Source organism: Bowmanella dokdonensis (assembly GCF_017254865.1).
Lineage (GTDB): Bacteria > Pseudomonadota > Gammaproteobacteria > Enterobacterales > Alteromonadaceae > Bowmanella > Bowmanella dokdonensis.
The window spans coordinates 201,745-222,608 of sequence record NZ_JAFKCV010000003.1; the positions used below are offsets into that span (position 1 = coordinate 201,745).

Genomic DNA, 20,864 nt, shown 5'->3' on the forward strand with positions numbered 1-20,864 from the left:
GCTTACCCCAGCATCTTTTCAATGGGCAGCACCAGAATGCTGCTGCAGCCAAGGGCCTTGAGTTTTTCCATGGTTTCCCAGAACAGGGTCTCGGTGCTGACCACATGCACCGCAACCCGCTCGTCACTGCCGGCCAGGGGCAGCAGAGTGGGGTTTTCTGCACCGGGTAACAGGGCCTTGACGTCATCCAGTCTACCTTTGGGAGCATGGAGCATGATGTATTTGCTTTCTTTGGCCTGCATCACCCCGTTGATGCGGGTCAGCAGTTTGTCGATAAGCTTTTGTTTGGCATCCGGCATGTCACCGGCGCGCTGGATCAGTACCGCCTTGGAGCGGAAGATCACTTCTTTTTCTTCCAGGCCATTGGCTTCCAGGGTGGCACCGGTACTGACCAGATCGCAGATGGCATCGGCCAGCCCCGCCCGTGGCGCAACTTCCACTGAGCCATTTAACATCACCGCCTTGGCGTTGATATTTTGCTCTTTGAAATAGCGCTCCAGCAGATAGGGATAGGTGGTGGCGACTTTTTTACCGGCCAGGGACTGTGCCCCCTGGTAGTCAAACTCGTTAGGTACGGCGATGGACAGGCGACAGCCGCCGAATTCCATCCGCTCCAGGGTCTGAAACTGGTGCTGCTTGCCCAGGGCCTGGCGCTCAAGCATTTTTTCTTCCAGCTCGTTTTCACCGATAAAGCCCAGGTCCACCACGCCGTCCATCACCAGGCCGGGGATGTCATCGTCCCGGACTCTGAGCAGGTCGATGGGCAAATTGGTCGCATGGGCGATCAGAAGTCTGTCCCGAATCGACAGTTTCACGCCAATGGCCTTAAGCAGGTCCATACTTCCCTCGCACAAACGCCCTGATTTCTGTATCGCAATTCTGAGTCTGCTGTTATCTGTCATCTGTTCCCACCTTGAAAATACATGCCCTGAAAACGAAAAACCCCCGGAAGTAACCTTCCAGGGGTCTTAACAATCAAGATTCCACTGGAAGGTAACAATAACCTTCCAGCACGAACCTGAAAGGTTATGCCGGGTGATGATGGTGATGGATAGCTTTCAGGATCGCTTGGTTCATATTGCTTAATGATCTTGCTTGTTTGCCTGCCCAGTAAACTACTTGATTGGAGGGAGGCAATGCAAGACAAAATTGCCGGTTTACTGACTCTGCTTAAAACCGATAGGAATAATTTATTGATTTTTTGCACTTTCGTGTACATTTATTGGTCATATTCTAAAGACAGCTTAGATTGAACCGATATAATAACTGGTTAAAAAATGGACAGAAACCATGGTCAACGATTTACTTTTCCCTATCCTGCCAAAAGAGGGCAAGCCCAGCCCGGTGCAGGACGAACATAAAGTGGAACAGGTTAGCAAAGACGCTCGGCTTCGTTCACTCGAAGAAGACGAAAAGAGCCTGACTGCCGAAGAGCGTCAGGCCCGGGAAGAAGAAAAAAGAAAACAGCAGAAAAAAATGGGCAAGGCAGAGGAGCAAAGTGCCGAGGCCGACAAGCCCAAGGAAGGTGAAAACCGGGCGGAGCCCGGGCATCTGGATATTTATATCTGAATGTCGGAAGCCCACTCGCACAAGCAGCAGGGGTAGCGCTTTAGCCTTGCTGTTAAAGTTTTTTGGCGGCAGCGATCCTGATGCTCAGGATGACGGCCAGTACAGCCGAGTAAAGGGCAAAGACGACAATCATCCACTGTGGCATGCTCATTCCGGCAAATGACCAGTCTATATCACCACAGTCACCTGTGGCGGCAAAAACTGACGGGATCCATTCATGCAGTGGCAACCAATCCGGGAAGTTCGGCACGATTTCACAGACGGTGAAAAAAGGATTTGCGGCAGTTTGAATATCCACATGCTCCATTGCCACTAACCCCCCCCACACGGCCCCCACTCCCCATAAGAGGAATGCCACCAACCGGCCCGGCAGGTAATTGTGTCCCAACATACCGACAAGCCCCGCGAACAGGATGGAAAACACGGCATTGCGCTGGTAAATACACATAATACAGGGTGCCAAACCCATACCGTATTGGAAGTACAGGGCGGTAAGCTCCAGCAACAGGGCCGATAAAAACAGCATCGCCCAGGGCCAGCTCCTGGTCGGCCAACTTGCCAGATTTGCAATAAACTTCATTGTCATTTGGTACTCAGGGTATAAGACCACGCACTCTTTGTGGTGCGTGGTAATGATTCAACACTTAGTGAGCTGGCTCACCGGGGATTTCTGTGGGGCTATGATGCTCTATCCAGTGCACATTATACAGCCAGTCAGTGAGTTCATATAAGCCGAAGTAGGTTGCCGCCAGGCCAACCAGCGTCAGGACCAATGTATAGGGCAGTGCCATATAAACCATGCGTCCATACGAGAGCCTCAGCAGCGGTGCCAGTGCCGATGTGAGCAGGAACAGGAAAGCCGCCTGGCCATTGGGGGTGGCCACGCTCGGCAGGTTGGTGCCGGTATTGATGGCCACAGCCAGCATGTCAAATTGATCCCGGGTGATATGCCCCTGTTTGAGAGCAGTGGTCACTTCGGTGATATAAACAGAGCCCACAAACACGTTGTCGCTGACCATGGACAACACGCCATTGGCCAGATAGAACATGACCATCTGGGTTTTGCCCTCATAGGTCAGCACCCAGTCGATAACCGGGGTGAACAAACCCTGATCGATAATGACAGCTACCACGGCGAAGAACACGCATAGCAGGGCAGTAAAGGGCAGGGCTTCTTCAAAGGCTTTGCCTATCTGGTGCTCTTCCACGATGCCACAAAAGGAAGTGGCCAGCACGATAACAGACAGGCCTATCAAACCAACCGCAGACAGGTGAAAGGCCAGTCCGATCACCAGCCAGAGGGCGATCAGGGTCTGGATAAGCAGCTTGGCGCTGTCTTTCTTGGTGCGTTGTTCATCTACATAATGACTGTATTCAGTCAGAATGGCCCGTACCGTATCGGGCAGCTTGGCCCCGTAACTGAACCAGCTCATTTTTTCCAGAATGATGGTGGTGAGCAGACCGGCAACCAGCACTGGAATCGTGATAGGGCTCATCCGAATCAGAAACTCGATAAAATTCCAGCCTGCTTTCTCGGCAATGATCAGATTCTGGGGCTCCCCAACCATGGTCATCACGCCACCCAGGGCCGTACCAATGGCGGCATGCATCATCAGGTTACGCAGAAAACTGCGGAATCCTTCCAGATCGTCTCTGGTAGGGTGGGGCATGTGTTCATCGGCCGTGTGATCGTGTTCGTGATGATAGTCCTTGCCCGATGCGACCTTGTGGTAAATGGAATAAAAACCGGTGGCCACGGCAATGATCACCGCGATCACTGTCAGCGCATCCAGAAAGGCCGACAAGACTGCAGAGGCGAGGGTGAAGGACAGGGCCAGTAAAGTCTTGCTCTTTACCCGGATCAGTAGGCGGGTAAACAAATGGAGTAACAGGTCTTTCATGAAGTAGATACCTGCCACCATGAATATCAGCAACAGTACCACTTCGATGTTGACCACTATCTCATGCTTGATATGACCTGGACTGGTCATGCCGATAAATACGGCTTCCAACACCAGCAGGCCGCCTGGTTGCAGTGGATAGCATTTAAGCGCCATGGCCAGGGTGAAGATAAACTCCAGTACCAGCGCCCAGCCGGCGGCATAGGGGCTAATCTGGAATAACACCGGGTTGATGATCAAAAAAGCAATGATGGTTTTCTTGTACCACTCTGGCGCATTGCCGAGAAAATTCTTGAATAATGCCTCGACCATGGAATGTTGCATGTTATGTTGGTCCTTTAATGAATGAAGACTTGTATCCGCAGGGGCATCATTCTCTGTTTCGCCAGAGACCGACAAGATACCCGGAGGGTTCGGCAGACCGGTATGCACACTCGGATACGATGGCCTTATATGTCAGAACAGACTACAGAGTGTTTTAAAGAGAAGCCACGAAAAAAGCAAGCCAATTCTGGTATTTACCAGTTCAACCCGGATGAATGACTGGTAGTTGTTTAAGCCTTGCGCTAGCTGGCCGGCGAGACAAAAAGGATGCAGAAGTAATTTGGTTTCAATAGCAAACACATCTGGTACAATCAGTTGGCTAACATTTTCCTAACAAGAACAACAACCCGGTTTAAGTGAGCTTTTGCATGATATACAAGGCCCAGAGTCCAGCAGGATTTGCCGAAGAGTACATTGTCGAATCTATTTGGAGTGGCAGATTTCCCCCCGGAACCATACTGCCTGCTGAACGGGAATTGTCCGAACTCATTGGAGTGACCCGTACGACCTTGCGTGAGGTGTTGCAGCGCCTGGCCCGGGATGGATGGTTGACTATCCAGCATGGCAAGCCCACCAAGGTGAACAATTTCTGGGAAACCTGTGGTCTGAATATCCTGGAAACTCTGGCCAGACTGGATGAATCCGGGATCCCTGAGCTGGTGGATCACCTGCTGGCGGCCCGCACCAGTGTCAGCGCGGTTTTTATCCGCGGGGCCATCAAGAATGCCCCGGAACAGGCTGCTGAAATCCTCAAGGGTTATGGCGATGTTCCTGAAGACGGACAGGCCTTTGCCGATTATGATTATCGGCTCAACCATGATTTGGCCTTGGCGTCAGGCAACCGGGTCTATGTATTGATGATGAACGGTTTCCGTGGTTTGTACGCCAGAATTGGCGGATATTATTTTTCCTGTGACAAGTCCCGCAATCTGGCGCGGGATTACTACGCCCAATTGCTGCAACTGGCCAGGGCTGGCGCCCATGAACAGGTGCCCGGACTGATTCGCAAATACGGCATTGCCAGTGGCAAGATCTGGCAGGAAATCCGCAGTGAAATGCCCAAGGGTTTGGTGGACTGACAGGCTCTCTCCCTACAAGCAGATAAAAGAAAAGCGCCGGTAGGCGCTTTTTTTGTATCGAGTTGGATCAGCCGGCGAAGTTTTCTGCGGCGAAATCCCAATTGATCAGGGCCCAGAAGCCTTCCATGTATTTGGGACGCAGGTTGCGGTAATCAATGTAGTAGGCATGCTCCCACAGGTCGACGGTCATCAGGGGCGTCAGGCTCTTGTCTGTCAGCGGCGTGCCCGCATTGCTGGTATTGACGATATCCAGGCTGCCATCGGATTTTTTTACCAGCCAGGTCCAGCTTGAGCCGAAGTTATTCACCGCTTTGTCATTAAATGCCTCTTTAAAGGCAGAGAAAGAACCCCACTTGGCCTTGATGGCTTCACCTAATGCGCCACTTGGTTCACCGCCACCATTGGGACTCAGACAATGCCAGTAGAAGGTATGGTTCCAGATTTGCGCTGCATTGTTAAATACGCCGCCCTCTGACGAACGTATGATGTCTTCCAGGCTCTTACCTTCGAAATCTGTGCCTTCGATCAAACCGTTCAGCTTGTTGACATAAGCGGCGTGGTGCTTGCCGTGGTGATACTCCAGAGTTTCGGCGGAGATATGCGGTTCCAGGGCATTTTTTTCATAGGGAAGCGGGGGTAATTCGAAAGCCATATTGATTCTCCATGTTTTTGGGACAAGAAAAAGGATGTGAGCTAAATCCTAGACTCAACGTCTGGATTGTAAAGCTCTGCTCCTTGAGGGGTAAAACTTTTTTAGTTCTTACTTCATGAAAGTCTCTATATGGGAGCAGCGTTGTCAAATTCAAGCACTTTTCTTTGTCATGGCGGAGACTTGCAAGAAACCCTGTGCGGAAGACGCTTGAAAAACGCTATAATGGCCGCACCTTGTAGACAGATTTAGCAAAGAGGTGTTGACCTTGGAAACTCTGGATAAAATTAAACAGCAAATCGCTGAAAACCCTGTTCTTATCTATATGAAGGGCTCTCCGAAACTGCCCAGTTGCGGCTTTTCCGCTCAGGCTTCACAGGCACTGATGGCCTGTGGAGAGCAGTTCGCCTATGTGGATATCCTGCAGAACCCGGATATTCGCGCCACCTTGCCTGGTTATGCCAACTGGCCGACCTTTCCGCAGCTTTGGGTGGAAGGTGAATTGGTCGGCGGTTGTGACATCATTCTGGAAATGTTCCAGCAAGGTGAGTTGCAGCCATTGATCAAGGAAGCCGCCGAAAGAGCCAATCAGGCTGGAAAAGAACAGGCCGAATGAGCCGGCAATAAGTAATAAAAAAAGGGCCTCGAGGCCCTTTTTTATTCAGAGGAGAGCCTGTCAGTCTTCGTGTATTTGTGACTGGATATAGTTTTCCATGCCCAGCTTGTCAACCAGCACCAACTGGGTCTCAAGCCAGTCCAGGTGTTCTTCCTGACCTTCCAGTATCTCTTCGAGCAGATCCCTGCTCACGTAGTCCTGTATGGATTCCGCGTATTCGATGGCCTTGCGCAAATCAGGAATAAACTTATGTTCAATCGCCAGGTCGCACTTGAGGATTTCTCTGGTGTCTTCGCCGATATGCAGTTTGCCCAAATCCTGCAGGTTGGGCATGCCTTCCAGAAACAGAACCCGCTCAATGATGTCATCGGCCTTTTTCATCTCACGGATGGATTCCTTGTAATCCCGCTCTGCCAGTTTCTTCAGACCCCAGTCTTTGAACATCCGTGAATGCAGAAAATACTGGTTGATAGCCACCAGTTGATTGCCCAAAACGGTATTGAGATGTTTAATAAGTTGCTTATCGCCTTTCACGAGCGGACTCCTTGTGCCGCATCACAAGATGCAGAGACTGGTAATTTGTTGGTTCAGTATAGAGAACAAATTACCGCTCGTCCGGCTGGAATGCAACGAGAGGCACGGAAAAGGGCAAAGGCAGGGGGGCTCAGCAGACTTCCTTGAACAGGGTTTCATCTATGATAGTGTTATCGATTACCTGCTGGGCCAACTGCACGCATTTTCCGCATTGACTGCCCACGCCGAGGGCTTTGCGCAGTTCACGCATATTACCCGCACCTTCTTCACGTACGGCTTTGGCAATTTGTTTATCGGTTACGGCATAACAAAGGCAAACGAACACGGCAAACTACTCCTCTATCACTACAAATGATAATAATTGCTATTTGTTGTCTTGCCAAGGAGTTTTTGCGCTGTGCCGGTATTTTCTTAACTGCAACCCGGGTTGATACAAATGGACCAGCAAATGCACATATTTACGGCGATCGACACTAAACTGCAGTGTTGACCCTTGGTTTCTCGCCAGTTGCCCCTATCATGGGAATGATTCTAGCTGATCCGCCCGGGTGGCGTGTCGGATTAACAACCAAAATGGAGATGATGATGAGTGTATTAGTTGGCCGTCCAGCCCCTGATTTTACCGCTGCCGCCGTACTGGGTAATGGCGAAATCGTCGAAAACTTCAATCTGAAGGAAAGCACCAAGGGTAAAAAAGCGGTGATTTTCTTCTATCCTTTGGATTTTACCTTCGTCTGTCCCTCAGAGCTGATTGCCTTTGACAAGCGCTATGACGAGTTTAAGAAGCGTGGTGTTGAAGTCATTGGTGTATCCATCGATTCGCAGTTTTCCCACAATGCCTGGCGCAACACTCCGGTAAACCAGGGCGGTATCGGCCCGGTCAAGTACACCCTGGTTGCTGACGTCAAGCATGAGATCTGCCAGGCCTATGACGTCGAACATCCTGAAGCCGGTGTCGCTTTCCGCGGCTCTTTTTTGATTGACGAAGAGGGCAATGTCCGTCACCAGGTGGTGAACGACCTGCCTCTGGGCCGCAATGTCGATGAAATGCTGCGCATGGTTGATGCCCTGAACTTCCATCAGGAACATGGTGAAGTCTGCCCGGCTGGCTGGCAGCAGGGTAAAGAAGGTATGCAAGCCAACCCAGAAGGCGTGGCCAAGTACCTGGCAGCACACAGCGAAGAGCTGTAAAGAGCCTGAAACTGCAAAAAAAGCCGCGTCAGACGCGGCTTTTTTTATTTAGAATAGGTTAAGGCTGAATGGCCATCACATCGGTTTTCAGCAGGGCCAGGATCTTTTCCGCCGTATTGCCCAGTAGTTGCCCTTTCACCCCTTTGCGCCCAACTGTGCCAATGACCACCAGCCCGGCGTTGATGTCGGCAGCAACGCTGGGGAGCACTTTGTCCGGTTCACCCGCCTTGATATGTACATGATGTTTGTCGATGGCAAAGTCTCCGGCCATCTCCTGAATGATGGGCAGATATTGCTTTTTCGCATCACGGGCGGCCTGCTTGTTGCTGATTCCCATCAGATCCTTGAGGACAGGAGAGACGGGCACACAGTAAACACAATGGACCTGACCGCCAAAATTGCGACTCCAGTCAACTGCAGCGCTTAGTAGCTGTCGGTTCAGGGCCTGTTTGCTTTGCAGTTTACTGCCCATATCCAGTGCCACCAGCACATTATGCTGCTTTCGCCATTTCTTTTCGGCCACCAGCATCACGGGTATCTGACTGGTTCTGAGCAGGTGCCAGTCGGTAGGAGTATAGAACAGGCCTTCGCTGCGATGGCCCGTCTTCAGAACCATATCAAAGTTGTGCTGCTTACAGTATTCCTGTACCCAGCCGGCAATGTTCTTCTCCCAGATTACCTGACTCTGAGTACCGGCATTGTTAAGGCCGGCTTCGCTCAACTGCCGATCCAGCCACTGTTGCCGCTGTTCCAGCAGACTTGTCTGAATGGCCCTTTGCTGAGCCGCGCTGAGATTGTCGGGTAAATGCTTCAGTTGTTCGTGAACGAAACTGAGTACCGTAAGCTCACAGCCCGTGGCGTCTGCAATCAGCCTCGCTTTGCCCAGGGCCTTGGGTTTGTGGCCTGGCAAGTCGGCAATCACCAGCAGATGTTTCATGTTGTATTCCTTACTCACTAGTGGGGGAATGATCGGAATGCGATATGCATCCGATCCCCATAACTGTAGCAGGATATGTCACCAATACCTTGATTTATATCAGTTTATGATCCTGATCAGACATTTCCTGAGTCGGCTCAAGTACCGGCCAGCCCCCCAGAGCCTGCCATTTATTGACGATAGTGCAGAACAGTTCCGCGGTTTTGCCGGCATCATAGAGTGCGGAGTGGGCTTCAGCCTGATCAAAACTGATCCCTGCGGCCCGACAGGCCTTGACCAGCACCGTCTGGCCAAATGCCAGGGCCGAGAGACTGGTGGTGTCGAAAGAAACGAAGGGATGGAACGGGGTACGTTTAATAGCCGCCCGCTCAATAGCCGCATTCACAAAGTTTTGATCGAAAGCGGCGTTGTGGGCCACTATCACTGACCGCTGACAGTCCGCCGCTTTTTGTGCTTTACGGACACCTTTGCACAACTCTTTCATCACCTCCGTTTCCCCCAGAGCTCCGCGCAGGGCGCAATAGGGATCGATGCCATTGAATTCCAGTGCGGCGGGCTCCAGGTTGGCCCCTTCGAAAGGTTCTACATGAAAGTGAAAGGTCTGATCCGGCACCATCAGGCCGATCTCATCCAGTTTCAGGGTGACTGCCGCGATCTCCAGCAGGGCGTCACTCTTGGGATTGAAACCGGCCGTTTCCACGTCGATTACGACAGGAAAATAACCTCTGAATCTGTGCTTGAGTTGGGGCGTTTGAACTGTCATCTTTACGGTGGTTAATCCAGGCTTTGTAGCAAATCCAGCCAAGAAGCCGGTTTTACCAGAATACAAAGGGGGGAATTATGGCAATTCTGCTCCGGGCTATCCAGTAATACCCAACGCAGCAAATAGGGTTAAGATTGGAATTGCCTGTCAAGGCCACAGAGAATCTGCCGATATTAGGTTGAAGAACTGGACAGAGATAGTATGAAAAAGATCCTATGTGCTCTGATTGCGGCACTGGCCATGCCAAGCCTGGCTGGTATACGCCATTATGCCGCTGACGTCGAACGCTCAGACTGGCAGGTGACCGACAACAGCAGGTTGCAGTGCCGCCTGAAACACCACATTCCCGGCTATGGCGATGCGCTGTTTACCAGTCAGGCGAGCAAACAACTGAACATGGAATTCGAACTGGATATGCTACGCCTGCCGAAAACTTATGGAATGGCGGCGGTGTATTCCATGCCCCCCAGTTGGATGCCGGGGGCCATGCAGCGCGAAATTGCTCAGATGCCCATTCGCAAGCAATACAACGGCGATTTGCCCGAGCAGGCGGCCTGGACCATTTTGTCGGAACTGGAAAAGGGTTTTTGGCCAACCATCTATTACCGGGACTGGTATAACCAGGACGATAAGGTGGCAGTGGGGTTGAATGCCAGCAATTTTATCACTCAGTATCAGAGTTTCTCCCGTTGCGTAGCGAACCTGTTGCCCTTCAGTTTTGAAGACATCGCTTATTCGGTGCTCAGCTATCAGAAAAACACAGATGAACTGACAAAACAATCTGAGAAAAAGCTGACCATGATAGGGGAATACCTGCAAGAGGACCCGTCTATCGAACTGGTGCTGCTGGACGCTTATACAGACAGTTACGGTGGACGCTGGCACAACGAGCAACTCTCCATCAAAAGAGCTGAGCGGATTAAAGCGTTTTTTACTGCACAGGGGATCCCTGCAGACAGAATCGAAGTGACCGGCCATGGGGAACGGCGTCATGTTGCTCCCAACAGCAATGAATTATCCCGGGCCAGGAACCGCCGTGTAGTTATTCAGATGCAAAAGCCTTAGAGCACCGAATGATTAGTTGATGACCGCCAGAGCCTGCCTGAAATACGCTCAGCCAAGGCGCGGCTGTAAAGGAATATCGTCAATCTTTCAAGCAGCCGTAACACCGGATGGGCGTATTTCAGGCGGCTCCCGAAGGGCGGGGCTGAAATTTCCCAAGACTGCCCCAGGCTTTTCAGGATTTAGTACCACTAAACCCGTGAAAAGACCTGGATTGCCTGGAAAAATTTTAGCCTCCGCTGGTGCTCACCATCTAATCATTCGGTGCTCTAGCGGAAATAAACGCCACCACCCGGTCAGGGAAATCGGTAAACAGGCCATCCACCTGCAATTGATTCAACAGCAGCTCCAGATGCTGCTGCTCTGTCTGACCTGAGGGCAACTGATCGCTGCGGAAAGTATAGGGATGTACGGACAGACCCAGCTCCCGGGCGTTGAGCAGCAGAGAGGACGGAGCCCGTCCTGATGAATCCAGCAACTGTGGGATCCAGGGGCCGATGCCGTCGGCGATCCTGGCGACTGCCTCCAGTCCCGGTCGGGATATCAGCCAGTCATAGTCCGTGGCCGATTCCTGCCAGCCGTTTTCACCGATTAACTGTACCAGCATCACATGGGCCCCAAGCTCTTTTTTCAGCCGTTTGAGTTCTTCGTAGTCGAAGCATTGCAGGTAGACCCGGGCCCCGGGATGGTTCAGACCATAACTGTCCAGCAGGGCGAGTACGATTTTGCTGATGTCCAGTCCCTCCCGGCGATGAAAAGCCGGTGACTTGATTTCCGGATACAGGCCTGTCTGGCGATGCCGAGTCCGGTTGAGGGCCGAAATGAGTTCTATCTGCTCTTCGAAGGTGGCGATTTGAAAGGGGCTCTGTCCCGGATAACGCTTTGTATAGACCTGCCGGCCGCTGGTGTCCGTACGCTCATGTACACGCAGGGTTTTGAGTTCGGCCAGAGTAAAGTCGATAGCATAGTAGCGGCCATCTTCCCTGGCGCGTTTGGGAAAGCGCTGTTCCACATCTGTCACTGTCTCAAGGTGAATATCATGCAGAACCACCGGTACCCCATCTTTGGATAACACCAGATCCTGCTCGATGTAGTCGGCGTTCATGCCATGGGCGAGAACGGCCGCTTCCAGGGTATGCTCTGGCAGATAGGCCGAGGCACCGCGATGGGCGATAACCAGTGGCCTGGCCGACAAACTGGCACAGATCAATAGCGAACAGACGGTCAGGAACACTTTTGTCATACTCAGGGTTCTGATGCTGTTTATTCCTGAATTAACTCAATAGCGTAGCCGTCAGGATCGCGAACAAAAGCGATAAGGGTGCTGCCGCCTTTTACCGGTCCGGGTTTACGGTATACATCGGCGCCTTTGCGCTGCAATTCCTCACACAGGTTATAAATATCTGTTACCCCGATAGCGATATGACCAAAGGCTTCGCCTTGCTGGTAGCTGTCCCTGTCCCAGTTATAGGTCAGTTCGAGAACTGTTGTGTCTTTTTCCTCTCCATAGCCCACAAAAGCCAGAGTGTACTGGTAGGCCTCGTTGTCGCTGCGCCTGAGCAGTTTCATACCGAGCATCTGAGTGTAAAATTCTATCGAGCGCTCAAGGTTGCCGACCCTGAGCATGGTATGCAGTAATCGCATGGAGTGTCCTTTTTGAATAGGGAGTATGAGGGGTTTATATTTCAGTTTTGTCGTTGTATTCGCACAGATCCTCAATCAGGCAGGAGCCGCAACGGGGCTTTCTGGCCACACAGGTATAGCGGCCATGCAGAATCAGCCAGTGGTGCACGTCCACCTTAAATTCAGCCGGCACTACCTTGAGCAGCTTCTGCTCAACCTCGTTGACATTCTTGCCCGGTGCCAGTCTGGTGCGGTTGGACACACGGAAAATATGCGTATCCACAGCAATAGTCGGCCAGCCAAAGGCGGTATTAAGTACCACATTGGCAGTCTTGCGTCCTACTCCGGGCAGGGCTTCCAGCGCTTCTCGACTCTCCGGTACCCGGCCGTCGTGTTTTTCCACCAGTATCCGGCAGGTTCTGATGACATTCTCAGCCTTGGCATTGAACAGGCCAATGGTTTTTATGTACTGTTTTAGTCCGTCAAGGCCCAGATCCAGTATGGCCTGAGGTGTATTGGCCACCGGAAACAATTTGTCGGTGGCTTTGTTGACCCCGACATCCGTAGCCTGGGCAGACAGGATCACGGCAATCAGCAATTCAAATGGACTGCTGTAATTTAACTCGGTAGTCGGATGTGGATTAGCCTCTCTGAGCCGTTCCAGTATTTGTTTGCGTTTAACTTGATTCATGCTGCCCTTTAACTCTCGGCCGTGACTCTGGCCCGCTGTACCTGCTTATCGGTGGGACGGGGGGCGCCCAGGGTCTCCAGCCGCCTATCAAGAATATTCTTTAGGGCAATGAGCAGCCCCAAGCCAATAAAGGCTCCGGGAGGCAGGATGGCCAGCAGAAACTTGTTATCCGTTTCAAACAGGGTCAGCGTCATGCTCCTGGCCCAGTCCCCCAGCAGAAATTCCATACCATCAAACAAGGTACCGTTACCCAGTATTTCGCGCATCCCGCCCAGGGTGACCAGAACCAGACTGAAGCCTACCCCCATCATCAGTCCGTCGAAGGCGGCAAAGCCTACCGGGTTCTTAGATGCATAGGCTTCCGCCCTGCCAATGATGGCGCAGTTGGTGACGATAAGGGGAATAAAAATACCCAGGGCCAGGTAGAGGTTGTAAGTAAAGGCATTCATCAGCAATTGCACTATGGTGACAAAGGCGGCAATGATCATGACAAAGATGGGAATACGAATTTCTCTGGGTACCAGATTGCGCACCAGCGACACCACGGTATTTGAACCAATCAGCACCAGCGTGGTGGCCAGCCCCAGGCCGAGGCCGTTGACGAAGCTGCCAGTTACCGCCAGCAGCGGACACAGACCGAGCAGTTGCACCAGCGCCGCGTTGTTTTTCCACAATCCCTGCCAGGACAACTCATGGTACTCACTCATCTTGATCTCCTGTGCCTGCCTGACATTCATTTGGCGCCCCGAACAGCTCGTCCTGGCGTTGCTGAATGAAAGCCAGTGCCTGCCTGACCGCCCCCACTACTGCTCTGGGCGTGATGGTGGCGCCGGTAAACTGATCAAACTGACCGCCATCTTTTTTCACTGCCCAACTGGCGCGGTTTTCCTCGGTCAGCCGCCTGCCGTTGAAACTGAGGATCCAGTCATCGATCCGCAACTCAATCTTGTCACCCAATCCGGGCGTTTCCTGGTGTTGCAGTACCCTGACACCAGTGATTACCCCATCGCTATTCACACCCACCAAAAGCCTGATGTCGCCGCTGTAGCCATTGGGTGTCATGGTTTCCATGGCCAGGGCCACCGGCTGGCCATCCATGCGGGCCCGGTATACCCGCTTGGGTAGTACATTGCCCAGATATTCTGCATCTGTGACTATGGTGCAGTCGTGTTCCAAATCATTGTCATGGAGTTGTGGCGGGATGATGCTGTTCAGGGTTTGTTGCAGTTGACGCTGCTCCTGGTCCTGAATAACCGGGCTGGTCAGGGTATGCGTCAGTGCGATCAGACCCGTGGTGACCAGGGCAAAAGCGGCCAGTATCAGGCCATTGCGTTGCATACTCTGTTTCATCGTCTCGCCTTATGGCCATAGGTGCGGGGGCGGGTGTAGTAGTCGATGAGGGGAACGGACATATTCATCAGCACCACGGCAAAAGCGACGGCATCCGGATAGCCACCATAGGTTCGTATAATCACCACCCAGAAGCCGATACTGGCGCCGAAGATCAATCTGCCTAGATTGGTGGTGCTGGCTGACACCGGGTCGGTGGCGATGAAAAACGCGCCCAGCATGGTGCCGCCACTGAAAAGATGGAACCAGGGCGAAGCATAGAGATCCGGACTCATCAGGTGCAAAAAGCCGGCCGTTACAGAAACTGCAAGTAACATGCTAAGTGGGATATGCCAGTTGATCACTTTGGCTTTCAACAGTACCAGCCCGCCAGCCAGATACGCCAGATTGATCCAGAACCAGCCCACGCCCGTGCCTTCATGAAACTGGGGCTTGGCCATTGCCTCTTCTACGGTCAGACCCAGATCGATATCGGTTTTAACACTGTCCAGAGGGGTTGCCATGGTAAAACCGTCCGCGCCGCTACGCAGTTGGTTCAGGCTGTACCCCTCATTACTGTACCCGGTGAAGATCAGGCTTAGGCTGTCCAGTAAGCCATAGCCCTGCTGCATCAATTGTTGTGGCGGCAGCCAGGAGGTCATTGCCACAGGAAAGGAAACCAGCAATATGACATAGGCCACCATCGCCGGATTGAACAGGTTGTGCCCTAGGCCGCCATAAAGCTGTTTGGCAATGCCGATGGCAAAAAATGCCCCCAATGCGGTAATCCACCAGGGCGTCAGGGGGGGCAGGCACAACGCCAGCAGCAGGGCCGTTAACAGGGCGCTGCAGTCAGACAGGGCTTTTTCAAAATCTTTCTTGCGCAGTTCAAGAATAGCCGCTTCGGTACCCAGGGCCACGGCGACTGCGATGATGAACTGAAACAGGGTTCCCCAACCGAAGAACCATAATTGAGCGGCAAAACCGGGCAGGGTGCAATAACACACCAGCCGCATCAGTGAGCCGGTATTACGTTTGCTGTGTTGATGGGGTGAACTGGCGATACGAAGGCTCATGACTTGGACTTATCCTGTTGCTTGTCTGTGGAAGAGACTCCGACCCGCTTCTTGGCCTTGGCCCTGGCGATCGCTGCCGCCACCCGCTGTTTCTTTTCCTCATCCACTTCCAGGGCGACGGTGGGAGACGCTGACTCGGGGGCAGGGGAGAGCTTCTGATCCTTATCCTGATCAGCGGCGGCCTTTCTGGCTTTGGCTCTGGCCACGGCTGCGGCTACCCTTGCTGCTTTCGTATCCTTGCTGGGTGCCATATCGCCTGCTGGCTGTTTTTCTGAGGGTTCTGCCCCGGATTCTCTGGTTTGGTTCAGGCCCGCCGAAGCTTTGGTCTGCTGTTCCCCGGTTGGCGACTCAGCCTGGTCGGGGGCAGTTGAGGCATTCTCCTGTTTGGCTTTTTTCGCCTTGGCGCGTGCAATTGCAGATGCCACCTTGTCTTGTTTAGATTCTTCACCCGGCTCCACTTTGTCCCGGCTGGTCGATTCCTGTTCTTGCCGGGCTTTTCTGGCTTTGGCCCGGGCGACGGCCGCCGCCACCTTGTCAGATGCCGGAGTCTCTTCCTTTGCTGCTTGTGTCTGTTGGCGAGCCTTGGCTCTGGCCACTGCGGCAGAGACTTTGTTCCCGGTGGTCGACTCCTGCTGTTCCAACGCCTTACGTCTGGCTTCGGCCGCCTGGCGATGTTTTTCTTCCCGTTCAGCCTTTTCTTGTTCCAGCCGCAACTTTCTGGCTTCGAATCGTTCCCTGGCTTTGTCGGCCTGGTGTTTTTCTTCCTCCTGCAGGCGGATTTCGGCCTTCGCGACGCGGTAATAATGTACCAGCGGGATCTGGCTGGGACAGACATAGGCACAGGCGCCGCATTCTATGCAGTCGAACAGATTATACTCACCGGCCTTGTCCAACTCTTTGGCCTTGGCATGCCAGAATATCTGTTGTGGCAGCAGGCTTGCCGGACAGGCATCGGCGCAGGCGCTGCAGCGGATACAGGGCTGCTCTTCGTCGGCCTGCACCATTTCTCTTTCAGTGGGGGCCAGAATACAGTTGGTGATCTTGACTACCGGTACCTGGTCGGACACCAGATTGAATCCCATCATAGGACCGCCCATGATCAACTGCCTGCTTCGTTGACGTTTGGGCTGATATTGACCCTGCTGCAACAGATGGCTGACGGGGGTGCCCAGCAGAGCCCAGACATTCCCCGGCTTGTCGAAACACTCGCCACTTAATGTCACCACACGCTGAATAAGTGGCTTGCCGGTGAAGATGGCATCGGCAATCGCGAAGCAGGTGCCAACGTTCTGCATCATGATACCCACATCGATGGGCAGGCCGCCATTGGGGACCTCCCGTCCTGTCAGGACTTGGATAAGCTGTTTTTCGCCACCGGCCGGATACTTGGTCGGAATGCTGCACACCACATAGTCTGGATTTTCCTGGCAGGCCACCTGCATGGCGTGCAGGGCTTCAGGCTTGTTGTCTTCGATGGCAATCAGTACGTGTTTGGGATTGAGCAGGTGGGTTATGACGTCAATACCCTGCCGGATTTGCCAGGCATGCTCCCGCATCAGCCTGTCGTCAGAGCTGATATAGGGCTCACATTCCACCCCGTTGACGACCAGAAACTCTACATTTTTCTTGGGGCTGACCTTGATATGGGTCGGGAACCCGGCACCTCCCATGCCGCTGATGCCTGCATGGCAGATGCGTTCTATCACTTTGAGTTTTGGCTGGTTCTGATAGTCCTGAAGGGGAGCAAGGGCTATCCACTCATCCTTTCCGTCGGGACGGATCTCTATGGTCATTTCGGCCAGCCCCGAAGGATGTGCCGAAACGTGTGGGGCAATGGTGGTGACTTCACCCGACGTGGGGGCATGGACAGGCACGGCAAAGGGATTCATGCTTTTGGTCAGCGGCTGGCCTTTTAGTACCATATCCCCCGGCCTGACTTCCAGGTGTCCCTCCACGCCAATATGTTGTTTGATGGTGACATACAGCCGCTGTGGTAATGGCAGCTTGGCAATAGGCGTTTGGTTGGACAGGGTTTTACGCTGGGGCGGATGGACGCCGCCCGGAAAGTCCGAGAATTTGCCTTGGCGAATTTTTTCAATCAGTGATTGCAAACTGCGTCCTATTTCCTGATCTGTTACTCAATGGTCCTGACCGGGATAGCGTCCAACTGCCATCGCCAGGAAGAAGTGGTCACCTGCAGTGGCACCATGTCGATGCAGTCCACCGGACAGGGCTCCACGCACAGATCGCAACCTGTGCATTCATCAATGAGCACCGTATGCATCTGCTTTGAAGTACCGACTATGGCGTCGACGGGGCAGGCCTGGATACATTTGGTGCAACCGATACATTCATCCTCTCGGATATAGGCCACCTTCCTGATATCTTCAGTACCATGAGCAGCATCCAGCGGTTTGGCTTCGACGCCCATTAAATCGGCCAGTTTGCGGATAGTACTTTCACCGCCAGGCGGGCACTTATTGATATCGTCCCCGTTGGCGATCGCCTCTGCGTAGGGACGACAGCCCGGATAGCCGCACTGGCCACACTGGGTCTGTGGCAAAATTGCATCGATCTGCTCCACCACTGGATCGCTCTCAACCCTGAAGCGGATAGCCGCATACCCCAGGATCAGACCAAACGCCAGGGCCAGTAAACCTACCGCAAGCAACGCATAGAATACGGACATCAAAGTTTTACCAGTCCGGTAAAGCCCATAAAGGCCAGCGACATCAGGCCGGCGGTGATCATGGCGATGGAAGCACCCCGGAAAGGGGTGGGTACGTCCGCTGCGGCAAGACGCTCCCTCATGGCAGCAAACAGAATCAGTACCAGCGAAAAGCCGAATGCCGCCCCGAAGCCGTAAACCACAGACTGGACGAAATTATGTTGTTCACGAATGTTTAGCAGTGCCACGCCCAACACCGCACAGTTGGTCGTAATCAGCGGCAGAAAGATGCCCAGCAAGCGGTAAAGCGTCGGGCTGGTCTTATGCACTACCATCTCGGTGAACTGTACCACCACGGCAATCACCAGGATGAAACTCAGAGTACGAAGATAACCTATATCCAGCGGCATCAGGATGTAATGCTCGACAAGATAGCTGCTCAGAGACGCCAGCGTCAGAACAAAAGTCGTGGCCATGGACATGCCGATAGCCGTTTCCAGTTTGCCGGAAACGCCCATAAAGGGACAGAGGCCCAGGAAATTGACCAGCACAAAATTATTCACCAGCACTGTGCCAATCAGTAGCAGTAAGTAGTCTGTCATGCCTCATACTGGGGTCGGTAAATTTGTGGCGCCATTATCTGTTTTTACGCATCGATTAACAACTTGATATTCCTGATTTTCCCCACCCCGTCTGGGGCATTGCTGCCGCTGGCCGCCCCAATGAAAGTTTTCCAAATGCCGCTGTAATTAATTCAGTTTCGCTGATGAATTTTTTTGTAACTATTTGAATATATTGTCAATTATTCTTGGCACGGATTTGGCGTCGGGAAAAGGGGGAGGCAGGTGGAAAACGTCCTGCCAATCCCAAGCCTGACAACGACCAAAGGAGGAATCTATGAGCAATGACATTAATGAAGGTCAATGGAGACAAATGCGTGGTTCGGTAAAAGAAAAATGGGGAAAGCTGACGGACGATGAAGTCGAGGAGATGGAAGGTAAGTTCGAAAACTTCTACGGAAAAATGCAGGAAAAGTATGGCATGTCCAAGCAGCAAGCCAGAGAGGCTTTCGAGGACCTGAGAAGGTAAGCCGGACTTTAAATCTTAGAGGATGGAGTTACCTGACCTGGCTAAAGTCTGGTCTCTGATCAGTGACAAACTCAGTACCTGGCTGGAGATCAGTATTAAGCATATACCCAATATGCTGGTGGCAGTATTGCTGGCTCTGCTGTTTATGTTGCTGGCTAATATTGCTGCCAGGGGATGCAGGAGCCTGCTGAGGCGCTCTTTGGATTCCCAGCAAATCGCCGATCTCCTCTCAGCCATAGTCAAAGTGCTGGTGGTGGGGATCGGCTTATTTGTGGCGCTGGACTTTGTTGGTCTTCAGGGGACGGTGACTTCTTTACTTGCGGGGGCGGGTATCATAGGCCTGGCTCTGGGCTTTGCTTTTCAGGACATGACCGAAAACCTGATTGCCGGCATCGTCATGGGCATCCGCAAACCTTTTAAGATAGGCGACGTCATTGAAGCGGGGGAAGTGTTCGGCACAGTCTGGTCCATCAACCTTCGTAATACCCTGGTGCAGACCTTTTCTGGCCAGCTTGAAATCGTGCCAAACAAGATCCTGTTTCGCAATGTCCTGACCAATTACAGCTACAACGGCCACAGAAGGATAGAGATCCCTGTGGGAATATCCTATGCGGACGACCCTCAGCATGCCGCCGAGGTAATAGTAAAGGCGATTAATCAGCATGATTTTGTGATCCGCCGGGACGAGACGGCCGTTTACGCAAAGGGTTTTGGCGAATCGAGTGTCGATCTGCTGGTCTGGTTCTGGATTGACTACCCCGGAGAGCCTGGCTTTATGCAGGCAAGGCACAGGGGGGTCGCAACGGTAAAAAATGCCCTGGAAGAAGCCGATATCCTGATCCCATTTCCTATTCGCACACTGGATTTTGGCGCCAAGGGGGGCGAAAAACTGTCAGATATGCTGAGTCTTGAGAAGAGGGCACAGGCAGAAGCACTGCAAAAAGACGCTGAAGAGAAAAGTGAGGCTAGTCAGTAAGTGGCTCCCCCTCCCCGACTCGAACGGGGGACCTGCGGATTAACAGTCCGTCGCTCTAACCAACTGAGCTAAGGGGGAACAGAAAGAGATACATGCGCTACGGATTCAGTGAAATTGGCTCCCCCTCCCCGACTCGAACGGGGGACCTGCGGATTAACAGTCCGTCGCTCTAACCAACTGAGCTAAGGGGGAACAGTATTTCACCGAACAGACCGGACTGAAGACCGGCCGTTTCAACGGAGGCGAATATTAATGAGGCTACCCCTGAGTGTCAACAGCCGTGTCGATTATTTTTCCCGCCTGTGAATCGACTGCTTAATTGCTGGTCAAGGCTTCCCTGAAACCCCCGCCGCAGTGGTCGGATTGGACAGTATAGAAGCACCCAATCCACTGTCAAAAGCATCCCGCGTATACTTATTTCATAGCTGATATAAAAGAGCTCAGCTTATTTGAATTTGTTCTTACAAAAGGCTTGCCCAATGTATGGATGAACAGTTGTTAACAAAAGTGCAACAAAGCGGCCTAACCAGTCAGGTTAGTGGAGACTTACAAAAAATTGTCCACATGGCCGGGCAAGGGGCGGCCTCATTGGGCGGCAAAGAGTTATCCACTAAATCTGTGGATAACTATGTTGATGAAAATGGAAGAAAGAGCCGCAGCTCAGTAAAAATGCTGTCAACCCCTGGCTCGACTATATTGGCCAAATAATTTAAAAATATAATAAAAACAAGAGTTAACGTGTCGCTTTGGTCGGCATTCAGGCTGCTTGCCCGATTTTTGTTCGGTT

At 52.5% G+C, this 20,864-nt stretch carries 25 protein-coding genes, 2 tRNA genes and 1 other annotated feature; of the genes, 8 read left to right on the top strand and 19 right to left on the bottom strand.

Annotated features, from left to right (window positions below; all coding sequences use genetic code 11):
• Nucleotides 1-2: 2 nt before the first annotated feature.
• A complete protein-coding gene (hisG, locus tag J0A66_RS06820; RefSeq protein WP_206573047.1) occupies nt 3-902 on the bottom strand; it encodes an ATP phosphoribosyltransferase in 900 nt (299 codons plus the stop codon).
• Nucleotides 903-933: 31 nt separating this feature from the next.
• Nucleotides 934-1,051, bottom strand: a sequence feature (His leader region).
• A 239-nt stretch (nt 1,052-1,290) separates the two neighbouring features.
• On the opposite strand from hisG, the gene J0A66_RS06825 reads away from it, so the two are divergent.
• Nucleotides 1,291-1,569, top strand: a complete 279-nt coding sequence (locus tag J0A66_RS06825; RefSeq protein WP_206573048.1) for a hypothetical protein — start codon at nt 1,291-1,293, stop codon at nt 1,567-1,569.
• Between the two features lie 52 nt (nt 1,570-1,621).
• Here J0A66_RS06825 and dsbB read toward each other — a convergent pair whose 3' ends face one another.
• Nucleotides 1,622-2,149: a disulfide bond formation protein DsbB gene (gene dsbB, locus J0A66_RS06830; RefSeq protein ID WP_206573305.1), complete on the bottom strand. Its 528-nt coding sequence runs from the start codon at nt 2,147-2,149 to the stop codon at nt 1,622-1,624.
• 64 nt (nt 2,150-2,213) lie between these two features.
• Entirely contained in the window at nt 2,214-3,794 is a 1,581-nt protein-coding gene (gene nhaB, locus J0A66_RS06835) for a sodium/proton antiporter NhaB (protein ID WP_206573049.1), read from the bottom strand.
• A 368-nt stretch (nt 3,795-4,162) separates the two neighbouring features.
• On the opposite strand from nhaB, the gene fadR reads away from it, so the two are divergent.
• Complete coding sequence (gene fadR, locus J0A66_RS06840; protein ID WP_206573050.1) at nt 4,163-4,873, top strand: fatty acid metabolism transcriptional regulator FadR; 711 nt, start codon at nt 4,163-4,165, stop codon at nt 4,871-4,873.
• A gap of 67 nt (nt 4,874-4,940) precedes the next feature.
• Here the strand turns inward: fadR and J0A66_RS06845 are convergent, their stop codons facing one another.
• Nucleotides 4,941-5,525, bottom strand: coding sequence for a Fe-Mn family superoxide dismutase (locus tag J0A66_RS06845; protein ID WP_206573051.1), 585 nt, complete (start codon nt 5,523-5,525; stop codon nt 4,941-4,943).
• Between the two features lie 265 nt (nt 5,526-5,790).
• On the opposite strand from J0A66_RS06845, the gene J0A66_RS06850 reads away from it, so the two are divergent.
• A complete protein-coding gene (locus J0A66_RS06850; RefSeq protein ID WP_206573052.1) occupies nt 5,791-6,138 on the top strand; it encodes a Grx4 family monothiol glutaredoxin in 348 nt (115 codons plus the stop codon).
• 60 nt (nt 6,139-6,198) lie between these two features.
• Here the strand turns inward: J0A66_RS06850 and bfr are convergent, their stop codons facing one another.
• Together bfr and J0A66_RS06860 are read right to left on the bottom strand one after the other, a co-directional pair.
• Nucleotides 6,199-6,672 carry a bacterioferritin gene (gene bfr, locus J0A66_RS06855; RefSeq protein WP_206573053.1) on the bottom strand — a complete coding sequence of 158 codons (474 nt, stop codon included), beginning with the start codon at nt 6,670-6,672 and terminating at the stop codon, nt 6,199-6,201.
• Nucleotides 6,673-6,802: 130 nt separating this feature from the next.
• On the bottom strand, nt 6,803-6,997 hold the full coding sequence (locus tag J0A66_RS06860; RefSeq protein WP_206573054.1) for a (2Fe-2S)-binding protein: 195 nt from the start codon (nt 6,995-6,997) through the stop codon (nt 6,803-6,805).
• Nucleotides 6,998-7,257: 260 nt separating this feature from the next.
• On the opposite strand from J0A66_RS06860, the gene J0A66_RS06865 reads away from it, so the two are divergent.
• Entirely contained in the window at nt 7,258-7,863 is a 606-nt protein-coding gene (locus tag J0A66_RS06865; protein ID WP_206573055.1) for a peroxiredoxin, read from the top strand.
• A 58-nt stretch (nt 7,864-7,921) separates the two neighbouring features.
• Here the strand turns inward: J0A66_RS06865 and J0A66_RS06870 are convergent, their stop codons facing one another.
• Both J0A66_RS06870 and rnt read right to left on the bottom strand, forming a co-directional pair.
• Nucleotides 7,922-8,800: a universal stress protein gene (locus tag J0A66_RS06870; RefSeq protein WP_206573056.1), complete on the bottom strand. Its 879-nt coding sequence runs from the start codon at nt 8,798-8,800 to the stop codon at nt 7,922-7,924.
• Nucleotides 8,801-8,894: 94 nt separating this feature from the next.
• A complete protein-coding gene (gene rnt, locus J0A66_RS06875; RefSeq protein ID WP_206573057.1) occupies nt 8,895-9,563 on the bottom strand; it encodes a ribonuclease T in 669 nt (222 codons plus the stop codon).
• Between the two features lie 201 nt (nt 9,564-9,764).
• Between rnt and J0A66_RS06880 the strand changes: the two genes are divergently transcribed.
• Nucleotides 9,765-10,628 (top strand): flagellar protein MotY, encoded by an 864-nt coding sequence (locus J0A66_RS06880; protein ID WP_206573058.1) that lies wholly within the window; start codon nt 9,765-9,767, stop codon nt 10,626-10,628.
• A gap of 250 nt (nt 10,629-10,878) precedes the next feature.
• Here J0A66_RS06880 and glpQ read toward each other — a convergent pair whose 3' ends face one another.
• Genes glpQ through rsxA form a run of 9 tightly spaced genes read right to left on the bottom strand, consistent with a single transcriptional unit; the run spans nt 10,879 to nt 18,614 of the window.
• On the bottom strand, nt 10,879-11,868 hold the full coding sequence (gene glpQ / locus J0A66_RS06885; RefSeq protein ID WP_206573059.1) for a glycerophosphodiester phosphodiesterase: 990 nt from the start codon (nt 11,866-11,868) through the stop codon (nt 10,879-10,881).
• A gap of 20 nt (nt 11,869-11,888) precedes the next feature.
• Nucleotides 11,889-12,269, bottom strand: coding sequence for a lactoylglutathione lyase (gloA, locus tag J0A66_RS06890; RefSeq protein WP_206573060.1), 381 nt, complete (start codon nt 12,267-12,269; stop codon nt 11,889-11,891).
• Between the two features lie 34 nt (nt 12,270-12,303).
• Nucleotides 12,304-12,939 carry an endonuclease III gene (gene nth, locus J0A66_RS06895; RefSeq protein WP_206573061.1) on the bottom strand — a complete coding sequence of 212 codons (636 nt, stop codon included), beginning with the start codon at nt 12,937-12,939 and terminating at the stop codon, nt 12,304-12,306.
• 8 nt (nt 12,940-12,947) lie between these two features.
• The gene (locus J0A66_RS06900; RefSeq protein ID WP_206573062.1) at nt 12,948-13,646 is read right to left on the bottom strand and encodes an electron transport complex subunit E; all 699 of its coding nucleotides are present in this window, start codon (nt 13,644-13,646) and stop codon (nt 12,948-12,950) included.
• Nucleotides 13,639-14,289: an electron transport complex subunit RsxG gene (gene rsxG / locus J0A66_RS06905; RefSeq protein WP_206573063.1), complete on the bottom strand. Its 651-nt coding sequence runs from the start codon at nt 14,287-14,289 to the stop codon at nt 13,639-13,641. The genes J0A66_RS06900 and rsxG overlap by 8 nt, the downstream gene beginning before the upstream one ends.
• Nucleotides 14,286-15,344: an electron transport complex subunit RsxD gene (rsxD, locus tag J0A66_RS06910; RefSeq protein WP_206573064.1), complete on the bottom strand. Its 1,059-nt coding sequence runs from the start codon at nt 15,342-15,344 to the stop codon at nt 14,286-14,288. The genes rsxG and rsxD overlap by 4 nt, the downstream gene beginning before the upstream one ends.
• Nucleotides 15,341-17,455 (bottom strand): electron transport complex subunit RsxC, encoded by a 2,115-nt coding sequence (gene rsxC, locus J0A66_RS06915; RefSeq protein WP_241264061.1) that lies wholly within the window; start codon nt 17,453-17,455, stop codon nt 15,341-15,343. The genes rsxD and rsxC overlap by 4 nt, the downstream gene beginning before the upstream one ends.
• A 23-nt stretch (nt 17,456-17,478) precedes the next feature.
• Nucleotides 17,479-18,033 carry an electron transport complex subunit RsxB gene (rsxB, locus tag J0A66_RS06920; protein WP_206573065.1) on the bottom strand — a complete coding sequence of 185 codons (555 nt, stop codon included), beginning with the start codon at nt 18,031-18,033 and terminating at the stop codon, nt 17,479-17,481.
• Nucleotides 18,033-18,614: an electron transport complex subunit RsxA gene (rsxA, locus tag J0A66_RS06925; RefSeq protein WP_206573066.1), complete on the bottom strand. Its 582-nt coding sequence runs from the start codon at nt 18,612-18,614 to the stop codon at nt 18,033-18,035. The genes rsxB and rsxA overlap by 1 nt, the downstream gene beginning before the upstream one ends.
• A 295-nt stretch (nt 18,615-18,909) precedes the next feature.
• Here rsxA and J0A66_RS06930 point away from each other — a divergent pair, with 295 nt between their 5' ends.
• The gene (locus J0A66_RS06930; RefSeq protein ID WP_206573067.1) at nt 18,910-19,101 is read left to right on the top strand and encodes a CsbD family protein; all 192 of its coding nucleotides are present in this window, start codon (nt 18,910-18,912) and stop codon (nt 19,099-19,101) included.
• Between the two features lie 22 nt (nt 19,102-19,123).
• On the top strand, nt 19,124-20,077 hold the full coding sequence (locus J0A66_RS06935) for a mechanosensitive ion channel family protein (RefSeq protein WP_206573068.1): 954 nt from the start codon (nt 19,124-19,126) through the stop codon (nt 20,075-20,077).
• A gap of 1 nt (nt 20,078) precedes the next feature.
• Here J0A66_RS06935 and J0A66_RS06940 read toward each other — a convergent pair.
• Nucleotides 20,079-20,155, bottom strand: a tRNA-Asn gene (locus J0A66_RS06940).
• Nucleotides 20,156-20,192: 37 nt separating this feature from the next.
• Nucleotides 20,193-20,269, bottom strand: a tRNA-Asn gene (locus J0A66_RS06945).
• A gap of 291 nt (nt 20,270-20,560) precedes the next feature.
• Here J0A66_RS06945 and J0A66_RS06950 point away from each other — a divergent pair.
• Nucleotides 20,561-20,785: a hypothetical protein gene (locus J0A66_RS06950; protein ID WP_206573069.1), complete on the top strand. Its 225-nt coding sequence runs from the start codon at nt 20,561-20,563 to the stop codon at nt 20,783-20,785.
• Nucleotides 20,786-20,864: the final 79 nt, after the last annotated feature.